Raw genomic sequence first — 17,474 nt, forward strand, 5'->3', positions numbered from 1 at the left:
TTGGGCCGCATTGAGCGACACATACACAGAATTTTGCCGGAGTATAACATGAAGGCGTCTTTGTTGTTATGCAACGGTTGGAGCAGGCGTCACGTAACGTTATACTGCTTCTCTTTCTTATTAAGACAACTGTCGATGCCTATATGCCTGTTTTCGCACTGATCGCCCTTGTTGCCTACTCTGTCAGCCTCGCGCTGATCGTTCCCGGACTGCTGCAAAAAAACAGCGGCTGGCGGCGCATGGCTATTCTTTCCGCGGTGATCGCACTGATAAGCCACGCGTTTGCGCTGGAATCACGTATCATCCCCGGCGACGGCAGCGTGCAAAACCTGAGCGTCCTCAACGTCGGCTCGCTGGTCAGTTTGATGATCTGTACGGTAATGACCATCGTGGCGTCTAAAAATCGCGGCTGGCTGCTGCTACCGATTGTCTATACCTTCGCGCTGATCAATCTGGCCTTAGCCACCTTTATGCCCAATGAATTCATTACGCATCTGGAAGCGACGCCGGGGATGCTGGTGCATATCGGCCTGTCGCTGTTTGCCTACGCGACGTTAATCATCGCGGCGCTTTACGCCATGCAGCTCGCCTGGATTGACTACCAGTTGAAAAACAAAAAGCTGGCGTTTAACCATGAAATGCCGCCGCTGATGGTCATTGAGCGTAAGATGTTCCACATCACCCAGGTCGGGGTGGTGCTGCTGACGCTCACGCTCTGCACAGGCCTGTTCTACATGAAGAACCTGTTCAGCGTGGAGAATATCGATAAAGCGGTGCTCTCCATCATCGCGTGGTTTGTCTATATTGTCCTGTTATGGGGCCATTATCATGAAGGCTGGCGCGGTCGCCGCGTGGTCTGGTTCAACGTCGCGGGGGCGGGCATTCTCACCCTTGCCTATTTTGGCAGCCGCTTCATACAGCAATTTGCTGGCTAAGAAACAAAGGAGTTCCCCCTGGAACACATCTCTACCACCACGCTGATCGTTATCCTGATCGTCATGGTGGTCATCTCCGCCTATTTCTCCGGCTCGGAAACCGGCATGATGACCTTAAACCGCTACCGGTTACGTCATCGTGCCAAGCAGGGTAACCGTGCCGCACGTCGCGTTGAAAAACTGCTCCGCAAGCCGGATCAACTGATAAGCCTGGTGCTCATCGGTAACAACCTCGTCAATATTCTTGCCTCTGCTCTGGGCACCATCGTCGGTATGCGCCTGTACGGCAACGCCGGGGTCGCTATCGCCACCGGCGTGCTGACGTTTGTGGTACTGGTGTTTGCTGAAGTGCTGCCTAAGACCATCGCCGCGCTTTACCCGGAGAAAGTCGCCTACCCGAGCAGCTTCCTGCTGGCGCCGCTGCAAATCCTGATGATGCCGCTGGTCTGGTTGCTGAATATGGTGACGCGCGTACTGATGCGGATGGTGGGCATCAAAGCCGATGTCACCATCAGCAGCGCGCTCAGCAAAGAGGAACTGCGCACCATCGTGCACGAATCCCGCACGCAGATTTCCCGGCGCAATCAGGACATGCTCCTGTCGGTGCTGGATCTGGAAAAAGTGAGCGTGAACGACATCATGGTGCCGCGGAACGAAATCGTCGGTATCGACATCAACGATGACTGGAAAGCCATCGTCCGCCAGCTGACGCACTCCCCGCACGGGCGCATCGTGCTCTATCGCGACTCGCTGGATGACGCCATCAGCATGCTGCGCGTGCGTGAAGCGTATCGTCTGATGACCGAGAAAAAAGAGTTCACCAAAGAGGTTATGCTGCGCGCCGCCGACGAAATTTACTATGTGCCGGAAGGAACGCCGCTCAGCACGCAGCTGGTTAAATTCCAGCGCAACAAGAAAAAAGTCGGCCTGGTCGTCAATGAATACGGCGACATTCAGGGACTGGTGACGGTCGAAGATATTCTGGAAGAGATAGTCGGCGACTTTACTACGTCAATGTCGCCTTCTCTCGCGGAAGAGGTCACCCCGCAAAACGACGGTTCAGTGCTGATTGACGGGAGCGCGAACATTCGCGAACTCAATAAAGCCTTTAACTGGCATTTGCCGGAAGATGAAGCGCGTACGATTAACGGGATGATTCTGGAAGCGCTGGAGGAGATCCCGGCGGCAGGCACGCGGGTGCGCATTGAGCAGTACGATATTGATATCCTGGACGTGCAGGACAATATGATTAAGCAGGTGAAGGTTCTGCCCGTCACGCCGCTTCGGGAAAGTATTGCCGAATAAAATGTAGGCCGGGTAAGGCGAACGCCGCCACCCGGCACTACAGGTAGCAAATTACGCTTTCGCTTTCGCCACGGTCACCATCGCAGCGCGAATGGTACGGCCGTTCAGGGTATACCCTTTCTGCATCACGCCCAGCACTTTACCGGCTTCAATCTCTTCAGATTCGACCATCGCAATCGCCTGGTGGACGTTTGGATCCAGCGGAACGTTGGTATCGGCAATCACTTCTACGCCAAACTTACGCACCACGTCGAGCATGGATTTCAGCGTCAGTTCGATACCTTCGATCATCGCCGCATTGTCCGGGTTCGCTTTATCAGCCACTTCCAGGGCGCGATCGAGGCTATCAATCACCGGCAGCAGTTCGTTGACGAATTTCTCCAGCGCGAATTTATGCGCCTTCTCAACGTCCTGCTCGGTACGACGACGCAGGTTTTCCATTTCCGCCTTAATGCGCAGAACACTTTCGCGTTCGCGATTCTGTGCTTCTACCAGTTGGGCTTCCAGATTCGCAATTTTTTCATCGCGCGGGTCCACCTGCTCAGCAGATGCGTCTGGCTCTACTGCCTCAACTTCATCGTGCTGTTCCGTGATAATTTCTTCAGGGGCTTGCCCCTCAGGCGTTTTCTGTTCTTTACTACTCATGAATTTCTCCGCGTTTTTCTGCATTCATCTCGCTAACTTCGCTTATTATGGGGATCAGTTTCCTGGATTCAAGGGAACAAGAGAGATTGTCATCATTCATCAGGCACAAGGACCTCCAGAAAATGAATAATCATTTCAGGTGTATTGGGATCGTCGGGCATCCGCGTCACCCTACCGCATTGACGACACATGAAATGTTGTATCGCTGGTTGTGTAGCAAAGGCTATGAAGTGATGGTCGAGCAGCAGATTGCGCAGGAGCTGCAGCTCAAGAGCGTCAAAACCGGCACGCTGGCAGAGATTGGTCAACAGGCCGATCTCGCCGTGGTTGTGGGCGGTGACGGAAACATGCTCGGTGCCGCACGCACGCTGGCGCGCTATGACATCAAGGTTATCGGCATCAACCGAGGCAATCTCGGCTTTTTAACCGATCTCGATCCGGACAACGCGCAACAGCAACTGGCTGACGTGCTGGAAGGTCACTATATCAGCGAAAAGCGCTTCTTACTGGAAGCGCAGGTGTGCCAGCAGGACTGCCAGAAGCGCATCAGCACCGCGATTAACGAGGTCGTACTTCACCCCGGTAAAGTGGCGCATATGATTGAGTTCGAAGTCTATATCGACGAAATCTTTGCCTTCTCGCAGCGCTCTGACGGGCTGATTATCTCCACTCCAACCGGCTCAACCGCCTACTCACTTTCTGCGGGTGGCCCCATTCTTACGCCCTCGCTGGATGCCATTACCCTGGTGCCGATGTTCCCGCACACGCTCTCCGCCCGCCCGTTGGTCATCAACGGTGACAGCACGATACGTCTGCGCTTCTCGCACCGCCGTAACGACCTGGAGATCAGCTGCGACAGCCAGATTGCGCTGCCGATCCAGGAAGGTGAAGATGTCCTCATTCGCCGATGCGATTACCACCTGAACCTGATTCACCCGAAAGATTACAGCTATTTCAACACATTAAGCTCGAAGCTCGGCTGGTCAAAAAAATTGTTCTGATTTTACATCCAGGACTTTACTGTATAAAAAACCAGTTTATACTGTATGAAAACACAGTCATGGTTTTTCATACAGGAAAACAATTATGCTGGCACAACTGACCATCAGCAACTTTGCCATAGTTCGTGAGCTTGAGATCGATTTCCACAGCGGCATGACGGCGATCACCGGGGAAACCGGTGCGGGTAAATCCATTGCCATTGATGCCCTCGGCTTGTGCCTTGGCGGCCGCGCCGAGGGAGACATGGTGCGCAGGGGCGCAAACCGCGCCGACCTGTGCGCCCGCTTCTCCCTGAAAGACACGCCTGCCGCCCAGCGCTGGCTCGAACAGAACCAGCTTGAAGATGGGCATGAGTGTTTACTTCGCCGCGTGATCAGCAGCGACGGCCGTTCCCGTGGTTTTATCAACGGCACGGCGGTCCCCCTCTCTCAGCTTCGCGAACTCGGCCAGCTGCTTATTCAGATCCACGGTCAGCACGCGCATCAGCAGTTAGTCAAACCAGAACAGCAGAAAGCATTGCTTGATGGCTATGCGGGTGAGTACGCGCTTACTCAGCTCATGGCAGAACACTACCGTCTGTGGCATCAGAGCTGCCGGGAGCTGGCTCAGCATCAGCAGCAAAGCCAGGAGCGCGCCGCGCGTGCGGAGCTGCTGGCGTACCAGCTTAAGGAGCTGAACGAATTCAATCCGCAGGCGGGTGAGTTTGAGCAAATCGACGAGGAGTACAAGCGCCTCGCCAACAGTGGCCACCTGCTCTCAACCAGCCAGAATGCGCTCAATATGCTCGCTGATGGCGAAGACGCGAACCTGCAGAGCCAGCTCTATAGCGTTCGTCAGCTGATCACCGAGCTGGCAGGCATGGACAGCAAACTCTCTGGCGTACTGGATATGCTGGAAGAGGCCGCGATTCAAATCTCAGAAGCCAGTGACGAACTGCGCCACTACTGTGAGCGTCTGGATCTCGACCCGAACCGTCTGTTTGAACTGGAACAGCGCATCTCACGTCAGATTGCCCTGGCGCGTAAGCACCATGTTACGCCGGAAGAGCTCCCGGGCTACTATCAGGCTCTGCTGGAAGAGCAGCAGCAGCTTGACGATCAGGCTGACTCGCAGGAAACCCTTTCTCTGGCGGTGAACCTGCATCATGAACAGGCGCTGGCCACAGCGCAAAAGCTGCATGAAATCCGTCAGCATTACGCTCAGGAACTCAGCCAGCACATCACCGACAGCATGCATACGCTGGCAATGCCGCACGGTGTATTCACCATTGATGTTCGCTTTGAAGAGCATCACCTGACGGCGGAAGGTGCGGATCGTATTGAGTTCCGTGTCACCACCAACCCGGGCCAACCGCTACAGGCTATCTCCAAAGTCGCCTCCGGCGGCGAGCTGTCGCGTATTGCGCTGGCGATTCAGGTTATTACCGCGCGTAAAATGGAAACCCCGGCGCTGATTTTCGATGAGGTGGATGTCGGGATCAGCGGTCCAACGGCGGCGGTTGTCGGCAAACTGCTGCGTCAGTTAGGCGAATCAACGCAGGTGATGTGCGTCACTCACCTGCCGCAGGTTGCGGGCTGTGGTCATCATCACTTTATTGTCAGCAAAGAAACCGATGGCGAAATGACGGAAACGCACATGATGCCGCTCGATAAACGTGCACGTCTGCAGGAGCTGGCACGCCTGCTCGGCGGTAGTGAAGTCACGCGTAATACGCTCGCGAACGCGAAAGAACTGCTGGCGGCATAAACTTTTTCGGGATCTCAGGGTCATAGAGAACAACAAAAACGCCGCCAGACCGGTTTCAAAGTGGGGCAAGGTCTATTATCATCGGCATATTACATATGAGCCGCGTTCTGCTCGGGCCCGAAAAGGAATCAAATCACTATGCGTTGTAAAATGCTGACCGCTGCCGCAGCGGTTCTTCTGATGTTGACCGCAGGCTGTTCCACTCTGGAGAAAGTGGTTTACCGTCCTGACATCAACCAGGGGAACTACCTTACCCCTAACGATGTGTCCAAAATCCGTGTGGGGATGACACAACAGCAGGTCGCTTATGCACTGGGAACCCCGATGATGTCCGATCCGTTCGGCACTAACACCTGGTTCTATGTATTCCGTCAGCAGCCAGGCCACGAAGATGTGACCCAGCAGACCCTGACGCTGACTTTCAGCAGCGCCGGTGTGTTGACAAACATCGACAACAAACCTGCCCTGACCAAATAATCAGGCGTCAGAAATGCAAAAAGGTGCTCAATGAGCACCTTTTTTGTTTTCTGTTGATCCCCTCGCCCCTCTGGGGAGAGGGTTAGGGTGAGGGGTTGTAAGCACTACTTACTCGCCTTCTCGGCACGCTGGCGACGCAGCTCTTTCGGGTCGGCAATCAGCGGACGATAAATCTCCACCCGATCGCCCTCTTTCAGCACGTCACCCAGCTTCACCGGACGGCTGTAAATACCGACCTTATTTTTCGCCAGGTCGATATCACTGCGAAGCTCGAGGATGCCGGACGCGCGGATAGCCGCTTCTACGGTCGCGCCCTCGTCCAGCATCACGCGCTGCAAATACTGTTTCTCTGGCAGCGCGTACACCACTTCCACAGCGATCTTATGCGACACTGTAAACCTCTTTGGCGCGGGTCGTGAACGCCTGAACCATATTCGAGGCCAGCTCTTTAAAGATGCGGCCAAACGCCAGCTCAATCAGCTTATTGGTAAACTCAAAGTCCAGATGGAACTCAATACGGCAGGCGTCCGCGCTCAGTGGGGTAAACTTCCAGCCCCCCATCAGCGTTTTAAACGGACCATCGACCAGATGCATCAAAATACTCTGATTGCTGGTCAGCGTATTGCGGGTGGTGAACGTCTTGCTGATCCCCGCTTTGGAGACATCCACCGCCGCGGTCATCTGCGTCGGGCCAGACTCCAGAACGCGGCTTCCGGTACACCCCGGAATAAATTCTGGATAAGACTGAACATCGTTCACTAACTGATACATCTGTTCCGCGCTGTAAGGCACAAGCGCAGTACGGCTAATCTGAGGCATAGCATTTTCCATGGTCACACAACGGACAAATAATAACATTTATCACCTGTTAAAAAAACGCTAAGCCTCATCTCGTGCTAAGATAGCGCGTTAGACCTCACAGGACGCAATGAGGTGACTTTTTGAAATCAGATTACCGACGGCTTTACGACACTTATGACGAAGAAAAAAGCACATAAACCAGGCTCGGCGACCATTGCGCTCAACAAGCGTGCGCGCCACGAGTATTTCATTGAAGAAGAATTCGAAGCTGGCCTTGCGTTGCAGGGCTGGGAAGTAAAATCGCTGCGCGCCGGGAAAGCCAATATCGGCGACAGCTACGTGATCCTGAAAGATGGCGAAGCTTTCCTGTTCGGTGCGAACTTTACGCCGCTGAACGTCGCCTCGTCACATTACGTGTGTGACCCAACGCGCACCCGTAAGCTGCTGCTAAACAAGCGTGAGCTGGAATCTCTCTACGGACGCATCAACCGCGAAGGTTTCACCGTGGTCGCCCTGTCACTGTACTGGAAAAACGCCTGGTGCAAGGTGAAGGTTGGCGTCGCGAAGGGTAAAAAGCAGCACGACAAACGTACTGACCTGAAAGAGCGCGAGTGGCAGCTTGATAAAGCGCGCATCATGAAAAACGCAGGACGTTGATTCTGCACACTTATTGTACTATTCAATAAGTTAGCGTTCCGGGCTGGTATCCAGGAAGTGAAATCTGGTATACTCAGTTCAACACTATTGGGGCTGATTCTGGATTCGACGGGATTTGCGAAACCCAAGGTGCATGCCGAGGGGCGGTTTGCCTCGTTAAAAGCCGCAAAAAAATAGTCGCAAACGACGAAAACTACGCTTTAGCAGCTTAATAACCTGCTCTGAGCCCTCTCTCCCTAGCTTCCGCTCTTAAGACGGGGATCAAAGAGAGGTCAAACCCAAAAGAGATCGCGTGGAAGCCCTGCCTGGGGTTGAAGCGTTAAAACTAATCAGGCTAGTTCGTTAGTGGCGTGTCTGTCCGCAGCTGGCGTGCGAATGTAAAGACAAACTAAGCATGTAGTACCGAGGATGTAGAAATTTCGGACGCGGGTTCAACTCCCGCCAGCTCCACCACTTTTGATAGGACTGCAACCGGACAGCGGCAATAAAAACAGCCACTTACGGACACTGACCAGACAGTGCGCAGACCGAGAAAAGACAAAAAAATGCACGTGAAATGCACGTGCACTTTAAAAGAACCCCAGATCTCACGATCTGGGGTTTTTCTATTTGTAACTAAGGGTAACAAAAAACCTCCCCCTTTCGCGCTCCGCTCGCCTTGACACTGTTTATTTTTACAGTAAAAATACTGTATACAACCACAGTGGTTTCCGGAGGCTTTTATGTTCGTTGAACTGGTTTATGACAAACGCAATGTAGAGGGGCTCGAAGGGGCCAGAGAGATTATCCTGGCAGAACTGACGAAGAGAGTGCACCAGATTTTCCCCGCTGCCGAAGTGAAGGTCAAGCCGATGCAGGCGAACGGCTTGAATAGTGATGCCAGCAAAAGCGATCGGGAAAAGCTGAACCGCATGCTGGAGGAAATGTTTGAAGAGTCCGATATGTGGCTGGTGGAAGACTAGCCCTGAAAACCCTGATAAAACTCCAGGTTATCCAGTTTTCTTTTAGAGTTTATCATTATCCATATTTGCCATTAGAAATGGGCTCATATGATGGTTAATCCATCTATATAACGGAAAATGATATGAAAATGAGTTTTTATGCTATTTATTATAGCAATGGAAAAGATAACTCACCATGTAACCTTTTTGAATCCCTTTCTTCACAGGTAGTCGAAAAGAAAGGTAACGCCCTTGAAGTTGACGATTATTTCGTTTTCGCCCATCACATTGTTGATAAAAGCTTCTTGTTAACAAAGACATATGATTCTGCCTTTGTAAAACGGGTAAATAAGAAAACATTTTCTATCGATGAAATGAAGAATGCTTTGGGTAATGATGAAACCCTTGCTTTCCCTTCCTTTCTTTTAGTGAAAGACAACATCATTGGTTATGCATCATCTCAACACGGCCCTAGAACCAGAGATCTGCAGATTTATCTTTCCAATAAATTAGACATTCCGATGGGCTTCAAACTTTGTATTGAACCTCTGATGCGTGATGTTAGTAAAGATGATGCTTTAGAAATGCAGTTCATCGGTCGAACCACACTTAGGGTGGAAAGCGGGTCTAAGCTGTTCAGCCCTTTGCTTAGAGCAACAGGCATTGAAACTATTGAAGAAGAACTTTTAGACGGTATTGAGATCACGCTAAAGCCGAAAAGAGCAAGAAACATTCGAGACATGGCGAAGGAACTCATTAAAAACGCCGATGACAGCCATAGCGATATACTCATCAAAGGCAAAGAGCAAGCAGCCGATCTACTTACGGAATATTACTTGTCTAATAAAGGACATCTGGCAGCTAATCTGTATAAATCGACAAACGAAGATATCGCTGAAGAGATGGAAACATGCTTTATAAGAATGAAGTCTGTTATAATGAAAAGCTATAACGATGCATTTGATAGTGAGCTTTAACTATCATTGGATTACAAGGAGGAGGCAATGTCACAGAACCACAAAGTCATGCCAGGTGTAATTCTTTTTGCATTGCCATATTTTCCTGTTATTGCAGCTTATTTTGCATTTAGATACTTGTTTCCTGGCGTTTCGTTCTCTGAACATAGAGACGCGCTTGGAGCGGCGATAGCTTCATACGCAGGCACAACGATCGCAATTCTTATCGCTGCGTTAACGTTTGTAATAGGTATCGGTGGCAGAAACATGCATAAGGTAAAGTCTTATGGATACATGACAACTGTCATCATCATGTACGCTCTTACCTTTGCTGAGTTAGGGATTGTTTTCTTTATGGGGCTTTTTCTCATGGCTACCAGCAAACAACCGATTAATTTTCTCCCGACTCTGTCAATTGGTTTCGCTGCTACTTCATTGATGCACATTAGTTTGCTTTTAGTACAACTGTTCAACTTCTCCAAGAAAAAGTAAACCGGCCACAGTGCCGGTTTTTTCATTCTTTTTCAGGCATGTTAAGCATCCGACGCAATTTTTTATTCACTTCTTTCTGTCGTCGAGTAAACGCCACCTCAGCTTCAACCTCTCGCTCTTTGTTCCTTAGCTTGGTTGGCTCGACTTCCACTGCTAACAAGGCGGCCTTGCAATCTTCTTTCGTAAACAGATACGGTGACTTGGGCCTATCGCTGACCCGGTAGGCTTTGAGCCTGCCTTCAAGCACCCACTGAGTTACGGTAGCCGTAGATATACCAAGTAGTTCAGCAGCTTCCTTTCGTGTCAATGTTAGCTTTTCCAAGAAGACGTCCATTTATCATTCACTGAGGAGAGCATAACTTGAACATATACTTGATGGATCTGAAAGAAGTTTGTAAAGCTGTTGGGTTCAAAAAGGGATCCATTTACAGTTGGATGAACGCGGGCAAATTCCCAAAACCCATTAAGATAGGTAGGTCAGTAAGATGGGTATCAACGGAAGTGGAAGAATGGATAGCTGAAAAAATTCGTGCAACGAGGCAGGAAAATAGCGATATTTGAAAAGGCCGATATGTGGCTTGTGTCTGAGTTTCCGACAGTCCGTCAGGTTGGGCTGTAAAATTTTGCAGGCTGCCAGTCTCAACAATCACCGGCGGCCTGCATCGTGTCTAACCACTGCCTACCGGGAATTTGCGATACAGTGTCGATACTCCGACATCGTAAATTATTGCCACACGCTGGCGCGATTCCCCTGCTGCAATTAACCTTCCTGCCTGCGCCCACTGCTCATCGGTTAATTTTGGTCTCCGGCCACCGATCCGTCCTTCTGCTCGCGCAGCTGCCAATCCAGCTCGGGTACGCTCAATGATCAGCTCCCTTTCCATTTCGGCTAGCGCGCCCATGACATGAAAGAAGAATCTCCCCATCGGGGTAGACGTGTCTATACTGTCGGTCAGGCTGCGGAAATTTATCCCCCTCTCCCTCAGTTCCTCCACCAGAACGACGAGATGCCGCATGCTGCGTCCAAGTCGATCCAGTTTCCAGACTACGAGCGTATCACCTTCGGATAGCGTCCTGAGTACCTTCTTTAGTCCCGGCCTCTCGGAAGTCTTCCCGCTCATCTTATCTTCAAAAATTAGCTTACATCCTGCGCTATCGAGTGCATTTCTTTGCAATGCGGTGTTCTGGTCATTTGTTGACACCCTCACGTAGCCAATAAGCACGTGTTTCTCTCCCGACAAAAGCCAGAACAATGCCAGACAAGGGATGATTTTTCATTCTCTAAAACCTCGGTTTAGGAACGGCCTCGAAAAGGAACGTTGGCAACGGCACTAACCAGATCCCCGACATGTCTTTTTTCACGAAAACTTTTTCAGGTGGGAACGTAACAGGGGTATTCACATTTCCGAATGGCATGATTGTTCAAATTGGTTCTATAGGTGCTATTCCTGCTGGTACTTCACTCGAAGTTGTTTATCCGATACCTTTCCCGACAGCTATGTGTTATGCGACTGGTGTTGCGTCAAGCTCTTCTGATTCAACGGTTCCGATTTCAATTGCTATTGACGCACAAAATGTCTCTGATGCGAAAAAAAGTGTTTATTTGAGAAATAGCTCAACGCGAAGTAATGCTGGCTCGCGCTTTCTGGCGATAGGATATTAATTATGACTAATTTTATTTATAGCCCCTCGGAAAATGCTTTTTACCCTTACTCCTTGCAAGAAAGTTATATTCTGACTGAAAGCTGGCCGAAGGATGGAATTGATGTTGATGATTCTGTTTTTTATGAATTTGCTGGTGAGCCACCGGAAGGTAAACTTCGCGTAGCCGGTGATGATGGATATCCCGTATGGGCAGACAAGCCAGAGCCCTCTCATGAGGAACTTGTAGCGGCTGCGGATGCAGAAAAAATAGAGAGGATCGTTCAGGCTAACGAGTTTATGAACAGTAAGCAGTGGCCCGGTAAAGCAGCAATGGGCCGCCTGAAGGATGCAGAGAAAGAACAATATAACGCCTGGCTTGATTATCTGGATGCACTGGAAGCGGTCGATACCACCAGCGCACCAGATATCGAGTGGCCTACTCCGCCGGAGGTGTAGGCCAGGTAATGCCCGGAGCCGTTGATATATCGACGGCTTGCAGTGCTTTGATATATTTCATCCAGGCGATCAGGCTGGCTTTATCTTCATCGCTGATAATGCCTAACTGTAGTTCTGTCTGCCAGAGACTGATCGTTGTCTGGGCCTCAAGCAGGAGTGCAGCTTTCTGTTGTTCAGCCGCTTTCACGTCCGCCGCGTGCTGCGCTTCCGTATCCGTCACCCACTCGCTACCGTTCCACGTATCGTAAGGCGTAGCAGGTTCCAGCGTGGTAGTGCCTTCTGGATAGTCTCCAGGCAAAGAAACGATCACCGGCTCGGCTGTTTCAGTGCTGTACACCGTTTCACCACGGTGATCGGCGACGTATTCCCAGGCGGTAAAATCGGCTGTCCGGCAAATAGCAAAGCCCTCTTTGCTCTCGCCGGGTGCGTCAGTGCATGAGCTAGCTGGAATACCTACACCTACGGCCAGATATTCAACAGATGATGAAAGGTATTCTCGCGTCTCGTCATCGTAGTTAAATACGGTAATATCGCCTGCCTCTGTGGCGATAAGTTCTTTGTTTAATTTTGCCTGCGCCATTATGCAGCCCTCACAATATAGTTAAATGCAACGTTTCGCGGCCTCGTTTCACTACCAAACATTCCTGAACCATACGCAGCTTTGGCCGTATATGTTTGCATTAATGTTCCTGTAGAGGGATTGGGGTTATATTCGTTGGTTCCATCTGGGTAATAAGCCATTGCAGAATTTCCATCAATAAAGACCGCTGTCATCGCGCCATCTCCACCGGTACCATTTGTTGTTGGAAGCCAGTGTCTGTGATCGAAAGACATTGCATTCTGACCTGAAAGCAAACTTCGCCCCGTATCCGCCCCGCGCCCATCATCCCAGCCACGAATAAATTCGCCTCTTAAATCAGGCAATCTGAGCGCAGGATAGGTCTGAGCCAGCTTAGGGTACTGGGAGGCGGTAAACGCAGCCCCATTGCATTTGAGCCACCCTGTTGGTGGTGTTGCTGACGGCCACGGAATTGGAACGCCAACTGGCAAAACAGAGCCTTCCCCTAAACCGAGGTTTGTGATAAGCGCATTCGTGAATTTTGTCACCAGCCCGTTAACGTCGGCATTATCCAGAGCGTCCACACCAGAGTTCGCAATAAACTGCCCCACCAGCGCGGCAATCGTAGTTGACTGGCGAATTGCTTTGTTTACCTGTGCGCTGGATGCTTTACCAGCAGTAAACCCGGACAGCAACGCCGGAAGCGCTTCCCAGTCAGCCTGGGACATGACGTTAGCGTTAGGATCAAGCGCGAACGCTTTAAAATTATTTGTTGCCATTAGAGTAAAGTCCCCCATGCTCCTACATCGAGCCCGCCGATGTATTCGTTATCCATATCAAATCCAAAGAATTTTGAACCCTCGGATGGTGTTTCTACCGAAGGCGTTTCAACATCACCGGCCCATACGCCAGCAGCTTTAACGGTGAGATAGCCCTGTTTGATAGCGGCGATCAGTTCGAGTGACACATCAGAAATATCAGTCTCGGGGAAAACCCAGACCGAAATCGTCATGTCCTGGTTGTCGACGATCTGCATCTTCAGGCCAGAGCCTGCAGTCGCAGCGTCAAGGATGGGCGGCAGAGAGTCGTTGCGGCCGTCCCAGTTGTTGATAGCGATTTTTGCTTTCAGAATGATGCGGTAGGTGTCATCGCTCAGCGACGTATAGCCTGAGTCCGGATCATACGGCCCTTGCCAGACGCCCTGGTCATATCCGAGCCCGTCGGTGTCCCAGCTGAAATAAACTCCCGTAATAGGCTGGCTGACTATACGGCTACGTCCGATCCAGAGCCCGAGGGTATCAAGCTGGACGCCTACCGCCGTATCAATGTCAAACGCGCTAACCAGCCCCCGGGTGGCTGATGTGATGTCAATCAGCGGCCGGGTGCTCAGGTCAATGTGATCAAAGTATTTCGGTCTGGTGGCGTGGTAGTTGGTGATTAAATCTGTGTACTTGCTCATGACGTCACCGTTAGAACAATATTTTCCGGCTTACAGGACGCTGATTCGTTGTAGGCGATATTGATATTCGCCGCCGCTACCGTTCCGGCAGATTTGCCAATCAGCAGCTCCTGAATGTCGTAATAGCGTGCACTGCCACCACTCACCACGCCGAGGTTCGCCGGGGAGTAAATGCGGCTCAGCAGAACTGAATCACCGATCGTCAGCCCGTTGATGTAATCCGCTACGGCCTGCTGAATCTGTACGCCAATTTGCGACGTGTAGCCCATAAAGGCTTTCAGTGTGATATGCCCGTAAATCGGAACATCAGTCGAACGCGAAAAACTGATCACGTGTGGATTGCCGTAAGTGTCCGGTACCGTGACAGAGGTCGTCCCGTAGGTCGCCGTTCCCTGCCCTTTATTACCCCGGATAGTCTGGGCAATGTCGGTCACGTCCCCGCCGTCCACGATGGCTGAGATAGAGTGTGGCGGCAGCCCGTTACTATCGGTCGCGCCAGTATCATTCTCGTAGAGCTTGTGACGTGTCACGCCAGCAACGTTAGCAATCGCACCGTCAACGCCCTCAAACGGCGTGATAGAGGGTAGCGCGACGCTCTGCCACTGCCTGATGCGCAGCTCTGCGTCGGTTTCTGCCGGCGCGCCTACGGTGGCCGCCGCCGGGTTGGTTACCGATGTCCAGCCTCGGGTCGGCGTGTTGATGGTAGTAATTGTCCCCGCCAGCGCTGCGACCGCGCCGCTGTTTGAGCAGGTGGCAGTGGCCGTCACCGTACCGTCAACGCCAATCACCACCGAGGCAGGAAGACGCCAGATCACGTTATTAGTGTCTTTAACGGTACCGTTCGTGATAGTTGTCCCTGCGGTGCCGGTGAGCAGCAGATCCACGGTTGAGTTCGTCGCCCCTTTGCGCGCGATACCGTTAATTTTCACGTTACTGGTCAGCGCTGCGCCGTAACCCGTAGCAGGTGAGAAGCAGTTGTAAACAGTAATGGCCGTGTTATTGGCATCGTGAATAGCCAGCGCCACCAGCGCTACCATCTGGCCGTCTTTGCTGTCCGGCTCCAGATAAGCGTCACTGCCATAAATCTGCTGGAAATAGCTTGTCAGGGTATCGAGTATCGTCTGGTAATCAGGCGCACTGATCCCCTCAGCGGTTACCGTTGCCGATAAGCCGAGTGTGTCCAAATTGAGGGCCATTTATGCCTCGCTGGTTACTGTCGTTGTTCCGTAGATAGTGTCGATCTCAGCGAAGAACTGGACGCGGCGCGTCGTCGTGTTCACTGTCGTATTGAAAGAGAGAATGGATTTAACGCCCCGCGTTTCGAGGATGCGCTTACGGATCGCCAGGTTGTAGGTTTCCGGCTTCTGCTTACCGAGTACGGACTGAATCCACGGTGTCCCCTCTGTGGTGTCGAGAAACCACTGCCCATACCACAATTCGAATCGCGTTTTCACAGCCTGCGCGACGGCCTCCGGTGAGTTAATCAACCAGGTATCATCGCCGCTGCCAAAAGTGTAATCGCCGTCGTTGTCCTCACGTCGGTATCGCATAATTACCCTCCCAGAGGTTTTGTATTGCTGCCGCCGCTTTCAACGCCGCCATGCGTATGCTTATCAACGATTGATCCATCCACCAGCTGCAGGCGGCCGTCAGGCAGAATTTTCAGGCCGTTGAGGTTGAAACCTCCCGGTGCGGTACCGGCTATCGCCCCACTTGAAGGATTAAGGCTCAGTTTGGTTCCGCCATCGTCGCTACGTAACTCAACCGCGCTGGTGCTGATGCCGCTGATTTTCTGCGCCTGCGACTGCGGCCCGACGATACAGAACGCATCCGATAAATCATGCACCCGGTCGTCGACAGGCTCCTGCACCCCGCCGTTCTGCCACCAGAAATCGATACAGCGGTCAGCGAAAATTACCAGGCATTCATCGCCAGCTTTCACCGGGAACGTTAGCGTGCAGCCGCCGCCACGAGGAAATATCACCGGCACATCCACCAGCAGCGGGTAATTTTTGGTAACGCGGTTCCCGTCGTTATCCGTTTCAACCGAACGGATCGCAGGCTGCACAACCGCCGTCACCGCGCCGGGATCGAATGACTGAACGATGCCAGGCAAAGCGACGCGGATTTGGTTCTTTGTTGTCTCCCGCTCAGATTTAAATGTTTCGGCAAGATCGCCGCTGCGGGTCTGGTCAGATACTGCCATTTTGTAGGCTCCAGAAAGCAAAAAACCCGCCGGGTGGCGGGTTTATGAATCGTAGGTTTTCAATTTTTCGAGTTCATCAGGGGGAAGTTCTATGAAGGTTTCCTCAGCTAATTTTATCAGTCTGGGAAGCATCGAATCAGCTTGTTGATGAGCGTTTGGGCTGATGATTGCCAATATCTGATAGTGTTCATCGTCATAAAGATGCTGAGCAAATACCAAAAAGTTATTACATGTCCGTTCACTTAGAGATGCTTCTGGAGGCCAAGGTTTGTCGCCAGATAGCTTTAAGTGAATTTTCCTGATGTTGGCAGCCATCGCATCATAGTTACGTTCAAAACCGCCTAACGAACCAAAACACCAGAACTGGGAACCCTTTGAAATATAATCTGCAAGCATTTGAGCATACTTATGTGCTGCAGCTAAATGATGCAATTCTCCCGTGATACTGACTTTTGCCATGTCACATCCATTTAGGGGCGTCGGCTCCCAGCATCTTATGCGATGTTGAGATCAGTTCAATAGCCTCTTCACGGGTAACATTATCTAACAAGAGTTCAGCCTGGAAAGGCTGCGATTGCCTAACTTCAGCGGCCAACTGAGTTGCAGTATTCTCGACGGCTGTCAACGCACGAACATATTTGCGTTTTAATGGGCGCAACATTTGCAGATGGCCTTGCCACATAGGGGATCTTTCCGCTTCAGAGAACATATCCACTAAATGACCTTTGGCATTTCGGCATGCCTTAGCAAGACCTTCGAGATGGGATAAAAACCCTTCCGGAAGCTCATCAACAATGATTCTCCCATTTCGAAAAGCTTCGAGATGAGACATGCCTTCCTTCGCGGTATTTTCGATTTCTTGAGCGCGTGCAGCAATCGCGGTACAACGACGAAATGCCTCTTCAGCATCTAATCGTTGTGGCAGTTCACAAGCATTAGAAATCAGAGGCTTGAAAGCACCGTTTACAGCTTCCTGAACCTGATTCATTTGTTGTGTAATTGTTGCCAGCGCAAATGCGTAGCTAATCGCCATACCCAATCCCTCTGTCGTTTTAAACGACTATACACCACTTATTCAAAGTTAGCTGAGCGCTAAAAGTTCGCAAAGTTTAGTGATCATGCAACCACCTAGCAAGCGATAAAAAATCATTATTTAGTGAATGTGAACAAACTCAACACTATGCAGAAATGTA

General features: G+C 51.2%; 25 protein-coding genes and 1 other RNA gene. 13 read left to right on the forward strand and 13 right to left on the reverse strand.

All coding sequences use genetic code 11. The annotated features are described in order from the left end of the window. Positions 1–143 precede the first annotated feature (143 nt). On the forward strand, positions 144–935 hold the full coding sequence (locus L3068_RS17185) for a cytochrome C assembly family protein (protein WP_014884879.1): 792 nt from the start codon (positions 144–146) through the stop codon (positions 933–935). Positions 936–953: 18 nt separating this feature from the next. Beyond that, positions 954–2,240, forward strand: coding sequence for an HlyC/CorC family transporter (locus tag L3068_RS17190; protein WP_032629440.1), 1,287 nt, complete (start codon positions 954–956; stop codon positions 2,238–2,240). Positions 2,241–2,291: 51 nt separating this feature from the next. On the opposite strand, the gene grpE is transcribed toward L3068_RS17190, so the two are convergent. Then, positions 2,292–2,885 carry a nucleotide exchange factor GrpE gene (gene grpE, locus L3068_RS17195; protein ID WP_014884881.1) on the reverse strand — a complete coding sequence of 198 codons (594 nt, stop codon included), beginning with the start codon at positions 2,883–2,885 and terminating at the stop codon, positions 2,292–2,294. 122 nt (positions 2,886–3,007) lie between these two features. Here grpE and nadK point away from each other — a divergent pair, with 122 nt between their 5' ends. The 3 genes from nadK (at position 3,008) to bamE (ending at position 6,110) form a co-directional block, all read left to right on the forward strand. Beyond that, entirely contained in the window at positions 3,008–3,886 is an 879-nt protein-coding gene (gene nadK / locus L3068_RS17200) for an NAD(+) kinase (protein WP_008502500.1), read from the forward strand. An 85-nt stretch (positions 3,887–3,971) separates the two neighbouring features. After that, complete coding sequence (recN, locus tag L3068_RS17205) at positions 3,972–5,633, forward strand: DNA repair protein RecN (RefSeq protein WP_236904724.1); 1,662 nt, start codon at positions 3,972–3,974, stop codon at positions 5,631–5,633. A 138-nt stretch (positions 5,634–5,771) separates the two neighbouring features. Beyond that, a complete protein-coding gene (gene bamE, locus L3068_RS17210) occupies positions 5,772–6,110 on the forward strand; it encodes an outer membrane protein assembly factor BamE (protein ID WP_014884883.1) in 339 nt (112 codons plus the stop codon). A gap of 104 nt (positions 6,111–6,214) precedes the next feature. On the opposite strand, the gene L3068_RS17215 is transcribed toward bamE, so the two are convergent. Beyond that, positions 6,215–6,502 carry an RnfH family protein gene (locus L3068_RS17215; protein ID WP_023331115.1) on the reverse strand — a complete coding sequence of 96 codons (288 nt, stop codon included), beginning with the start codon at positions 6,500–6,502 and terminating at the stop codon, positions 6,215–6,217. Continuing rightward, positions 6,492–6,929, reverse strand: a complete 438-nt coding sequence (locus L3068_RS17220; RefSeq protein WP_014832955.1) for a type II toxin-antitoxin system RatA family toxin — start codon at positions 6,927–6,929, stop codon at positions 6,492–6,494. The genes L3068_RS17215 and L3068_RS17220 overlap by 11 nt, the downstream gene beginning before the upstream one ends. 156 nt (positions 6,930–7,085) lie before the next feature. On the opposite strand from L3068_RS17220, the gene smpB reads away from it, so the two are divergent. The 5 genes from smpB (at position 7,086) to L3068_RS17245 (ending at position 9,957) form a co-directional block, all read left to right on the forward strand. Continuing rightward, positions 7,086–7,568, forward strand: a complete 483-nt coding sequence (smpB, locus tag L3068_RS17225; protein ID WP_117582356.1) for an SsrA-binding protein SmpB — start codon at positions 7,086–7,088, stop codon at positions 7,566–7,568. 89 nt (positions 7,569–7,657) lie between these two features. Continuing rightward, positions 7,658–8,021: a transfer-messenger RNA gene (ssrA, locus tag L3068_RS17230) on the forward strand. Between the two features lie 269 nt (positions 8,022–8,290). Then, the gene (locus tag L3068_RS17235; RefSeq protein WP_236904725.1) at positions 8,291–8,530 is read left to right on the forward strand and encodes a DinI family protein; all 240 of its coding nucleotides are present in this window, start codon (positions 8,291–8,293) and stop codon (positions 8,528–8,530) included. A gap of 122 nt (positions 8,531–8,652) precedes the next feature. Next, positions 8,653–9,486 (forward strand): RexA family antiphage protein, encoded by an 834-nt coding sequence (locus L3068_RS17240; RefSeq protein ID WP_127348542.1) that lies wholly within the window; start codon positions 8,653–8,655, stop codon positions 9,484–9,486. Positions 9,487–9,513: 27 nt separating this feature from the next. Continuing rightward, entirely contained in the window at positions 9,514–9,957 is a 444-nt protein-coding gene (locus L3068_RS17245) for a biopolymer transporter ExbB (protein WP_236904726.1), read from the forward strand. A gap of 22 nt (positions 9,958–9,979) precedes the next feature. On the opposite strand, the gene L3068_RS17250 is transcribed toward L3068_RS17245, so the two are convergent. After that, positions 9,980–10,279 (reverse strand): excisionase family DNA-binding protein, encoded by a 300-nt coding sequence (locus L3068_RS17250; RefSeq protein WP_236904727.1) that lies wholly within the window; start codon positions 10,277–10,279, stop codon positions 9,980–9,982. A gap of 53 nt (positions 10,280–10,332) precedes the next feature. Here L3068_RS17250 and L3068_RS17255 point away from each other — a divergent pair, with 53 nt between their 5' ends. Further along, positions 10,333–10,518 carry a helix-turn-helix transcriptional regulator gene (locus tag L3068_RS17255; RefSeq protein WP_072170923.1) on the forward strand — a complete coding sequence of 62 codons (186 nt, stop codon included), beginning with the start codon at positions 10,333–10,335 and terminating at the stop codon, positions 10,516–10,518. Between the two features lie 107 nt (positions 10,519–10,625). Here L3068_RS17255 and L3068_RS17260 read toward each other — a convergent pair whose 3' ends face one another. Then, complete coding sequence (locus tag L3068_RS17260) at positions 10,626–11,180, reverse strand: recombinase family protein (RefSeq protein ID WP_105884843.1); 555 nt, start codon at positions 11,178–11,180, stop codon at positions 10,626–10,628. Positions 11,181–11,305: 125 nt separating this feature from the next. Here L3068_RS17260 and L3068_RS17265 point away from each other — a divergent pair, with 125 nt between their 5' ends. Beyond that, positions 11,306–11,620, forward strand: coding sequence for a gp53-like domain-containing protein (locus tag L3068_RS17265; RefSeq protein ID WP_218335284.1), 315 nt, complete (start codon positions 11,306–11,308; stop codon positions 11,618–11,620). Between the two features lie 2 nt (positions 11,621–11,622). Further along, the gene (locus L3068_RS17270) at positions 11,623–12,057 is read left to right on the forward strand and encodes a tail fiber assembly protein (RefSeq protein ID WP_236904728.1); all 435 of its coding nucleotides are present in this window, start codon (positions 11,623–11,625) and stop codon (positions 12,055–12,057) included. Here L3068_RS17270 and L3068_RS17275 read toward each other — a convergent pair. The 8 genes from L3068_RS17275 to L3068_RS17310 are packed head-to-tail and all read right to left on the reverse strand — an operon-like array spanning position 12,038 to position 17,314. Next, positions 12,038–12,637: a tail fiber assembly protein gene (locus L3068_RS17275; protein WP_236904729.1), complete on the reverse strand. Its 600-nt coding sequence runs from the start codon at positions 12,635–12,637 to the stop codon at positions 12,038–12,040. The two genes, L3068_RS17270 and L3068_RS17275, sit on opposite strands and share 20 nt — an antisense overlap. After that, positions 12,637–13,395, reverse strand: coding sequence for a tail fiber protein (locus L3068_RS17280; RefSeq protein ID WP_236904730.1), 759 nt, complete (start codon positions 13,393–13,395; stop codon positions 12,637–12,639). Before L3068_RS17280 ends, L3068_RS17275 begins: the two co-directional genes overlap by 1 nt. Beyond that, positions 13,395–14,075, reverse strand: coding sequence for a baseplate wedge 1 family protein (locus L3068_RS17285; protein ID WP_236904731.1), 681 nt, complete (start codon positions 14,073–14,075; stop codon positions 13,395–13,397). Before L3068_RS17285 ends, L3068_RS17280 begins: the two co-directional genes overlap by 1 nt. After that, positions 14,072–15,271 carry a baseplate J/gp47 family protein gene (locus L3068_RS17290; protein WP_236904732.1) on the reverse strand — a complete coding sequence of 400 codons (1,200 nt, stop codon included), beginning with the start codon at positions 15,269–15,271 and terminating at the stop codon, positions 14,072–14,074. Before L3068_RS17290 ends, L3068_RS17285 begins: the two co-directional genes overlap by 4 nt. Beyond that, entirely contained in the window at positions 15,272–15,625 is a 354-nt protein-coding gene (locus tag L3068_RS17295) for a contractile injection system sheath initiator (RefSeq protein ID WP_105884480.1), read from the reverse strand. Positions 15,626–15,627: 2 nt separating this feature from the next. Then, on the reverse strand, positions 15,628–16,281 hold the full coding sequence (locus L3068_RS17300) for a Gp138 family membrane-puncturing spike protein (protein ID WP_236904733.1): 654 nt from the start codon (positions 16,279–16,281) through the stop codon (positions 15,628–15,630). Positions 16,282–16,323: 42 nt separating this feature from the next. After that, entirely contained in the window at positions 16,324–16,740 is a 417-nt protein-coding gene (locus L3068_RS17305; protein WP_236904734.1) for a type II toxin-antitoxin system YafO family toxin, read from the reverse strand. 1 nt (position 16,741) lies between these two features. Next, positions 16,742–17,314 carry a hypothetical protein gene (locus tag L3068_RS17310; protein WP_236904735.1) on the reverse strand — a complete coding sequence of 191 codons (573 nt, stop codon included), beginning with the start codon at positions 17,312–17,314 and terminating at the stop codon, positions 16,742–16,744. Positions 17,315–17,474: the final 160 nt, after the last annotated feature.

The organism is Enterobacter cloacae complex sp. ECL414, from assembly GCF_021869685.1.
GTDB lineage: Bacteria > Pseudomonadota > Gammaproteobacteria > Enterobacterales > Enterobacteriaceae > Enterobacter > Enterobacter kobei.

Coding starts and splice junctions, on each gene's coding strand:
- recN (WP_236904724.1), top strand. CDS start 3,972: ATGCTGGCACAACTGACCATCAGCAACTTTGCCATAGTTCGTGAGCTT.
- L3068_RS17245 (WP_236904726.1), top strand. CDS start 9,514: ATGTCACAGAACCACAAAGTCATGCCAGGTGTAATTCTTTTTGCATTG.
- L3068_RS17285 (WP_236904731.1), bottom strand. CDS start 14,075: ATGAGCAAGTACACAGATTTAATCACCAACTACCACGCCACCAGACCG.
- nadK (WP_008502500.1), top strand. CDS start 3,008: ATGAATAATCATTTCAGGTGTATTGGGATCGTCGGGCATCCGCGTCAC.
- bamE (WP_014884883.1), top strand. CDS start 5,772: ATGCGTTGTAAAATGCTGACCGCTGCCGCAGCGGTTCTTCTGATGTTG.
- L3068_RS17275 (WP_236904729.1), bottom strand. CDS start 12,637: ATGGCGCAGGCAAAATTAAACAAAGAACTTATCGCCACAGAGGCAGGC.
- grpE (WP_014884881.1), bottom strand. CDS start 2,885: ATGAGTAGTAAAGAACAGAAAACGCCTGAGGGGCAAGCCCCTGAAGAA.
- L3068_RS17255 (WP_072170923.1), top strand. CDS start 10,333: ATGGATCTGAAAGAAGTTTGTAAAGCTGTTGGGTTCAAAAAGGGATCC.
- L3068_RS17240 (WP_127348542.1), top strand. CDS start 8,653: ATGAAAATGAGTTTTTATGCTATTTATTATAGCAATGGAAAAGATAAC.
- L3068_RS17220 (WP_014832955.1), bottom strand. CDS start 6,929: ATGCCTCAGATTAGCCGTACTGCGCTTGTGCCTTACAGCGCGGAACAG.
- L3068_RS17305 (WP_236904734.1), bottom strand. CDS start 16,740: ATGGCAAAAGTCAGTATCACGGGAGAATTGCATCATTTAGCTGCAGCA.
- L3068_RS17270 (WP_236904728.1), top strand. CDS start 11,623: ATGACTAATTTTATTTATAGCCCCTCGGAAAATGCTTTTTACCCTTAC.
- L3068_RS17235 (WP_236904725.1), top strand. CDS start 8,291: ATGTTCGTTGAACTGGTTTATGACAAACGCAATGTAGAGGGGCTCGAA.
- L3068_RS17185 (WP_014884879.1), top strand. CDS start 144: ATGCCTGTTTTCGCACTGATCGCCCTTGTTGCCTACTCTGTCAGCCTC.
- L3068_RS17290 (WP_236904732.1), bottom strand. CDS start 15,271: ATGGCCCTCAATTTGGACACACTCGGCTTATCGGCAACGGTAACCGCT.
- L3068_RS17280 (WP_236904730.1), bottom strand. CDS start 13,395: ATGGCAACAAATAATTTTAAAGCGTTCGCGCTTGATCCTAACGCTAAC.
- smpB (WP_117582356.1), top strand. CDS start 7,086: ATGACGAAGAAAAAAGCACATAAACCAGGCTCGGCGACCATTGCGCTC.
- L3068_RS17265 (WP_218335284.1), top strand. CDS start 11,306: ATGTCTTTTTTCACGAAAACTTTTTCAGGTGGGAACGTAACAGGGGTA.
- L3068_RS17295 (WP_105884480.1), bottom strand. CDS start 15,625: ATGCGATACCGACGTGAGGACAACGACGGCGATTACACTTTTGGCAGC.
- L3068_RS17300 (WP_236904733.1), bottom strand. CDS start 16,281: ATGGCAGTATCTGACCAGACCCGCAGCGGCGATCTTGCCGAAACATTT.
- L3068_RS17310 (WP_236904735.1), bottom strand. CDS start 17,314: ATGGCGATTAGCTACGCATTTGCGCTGGCAACAATTACACAACAAATG.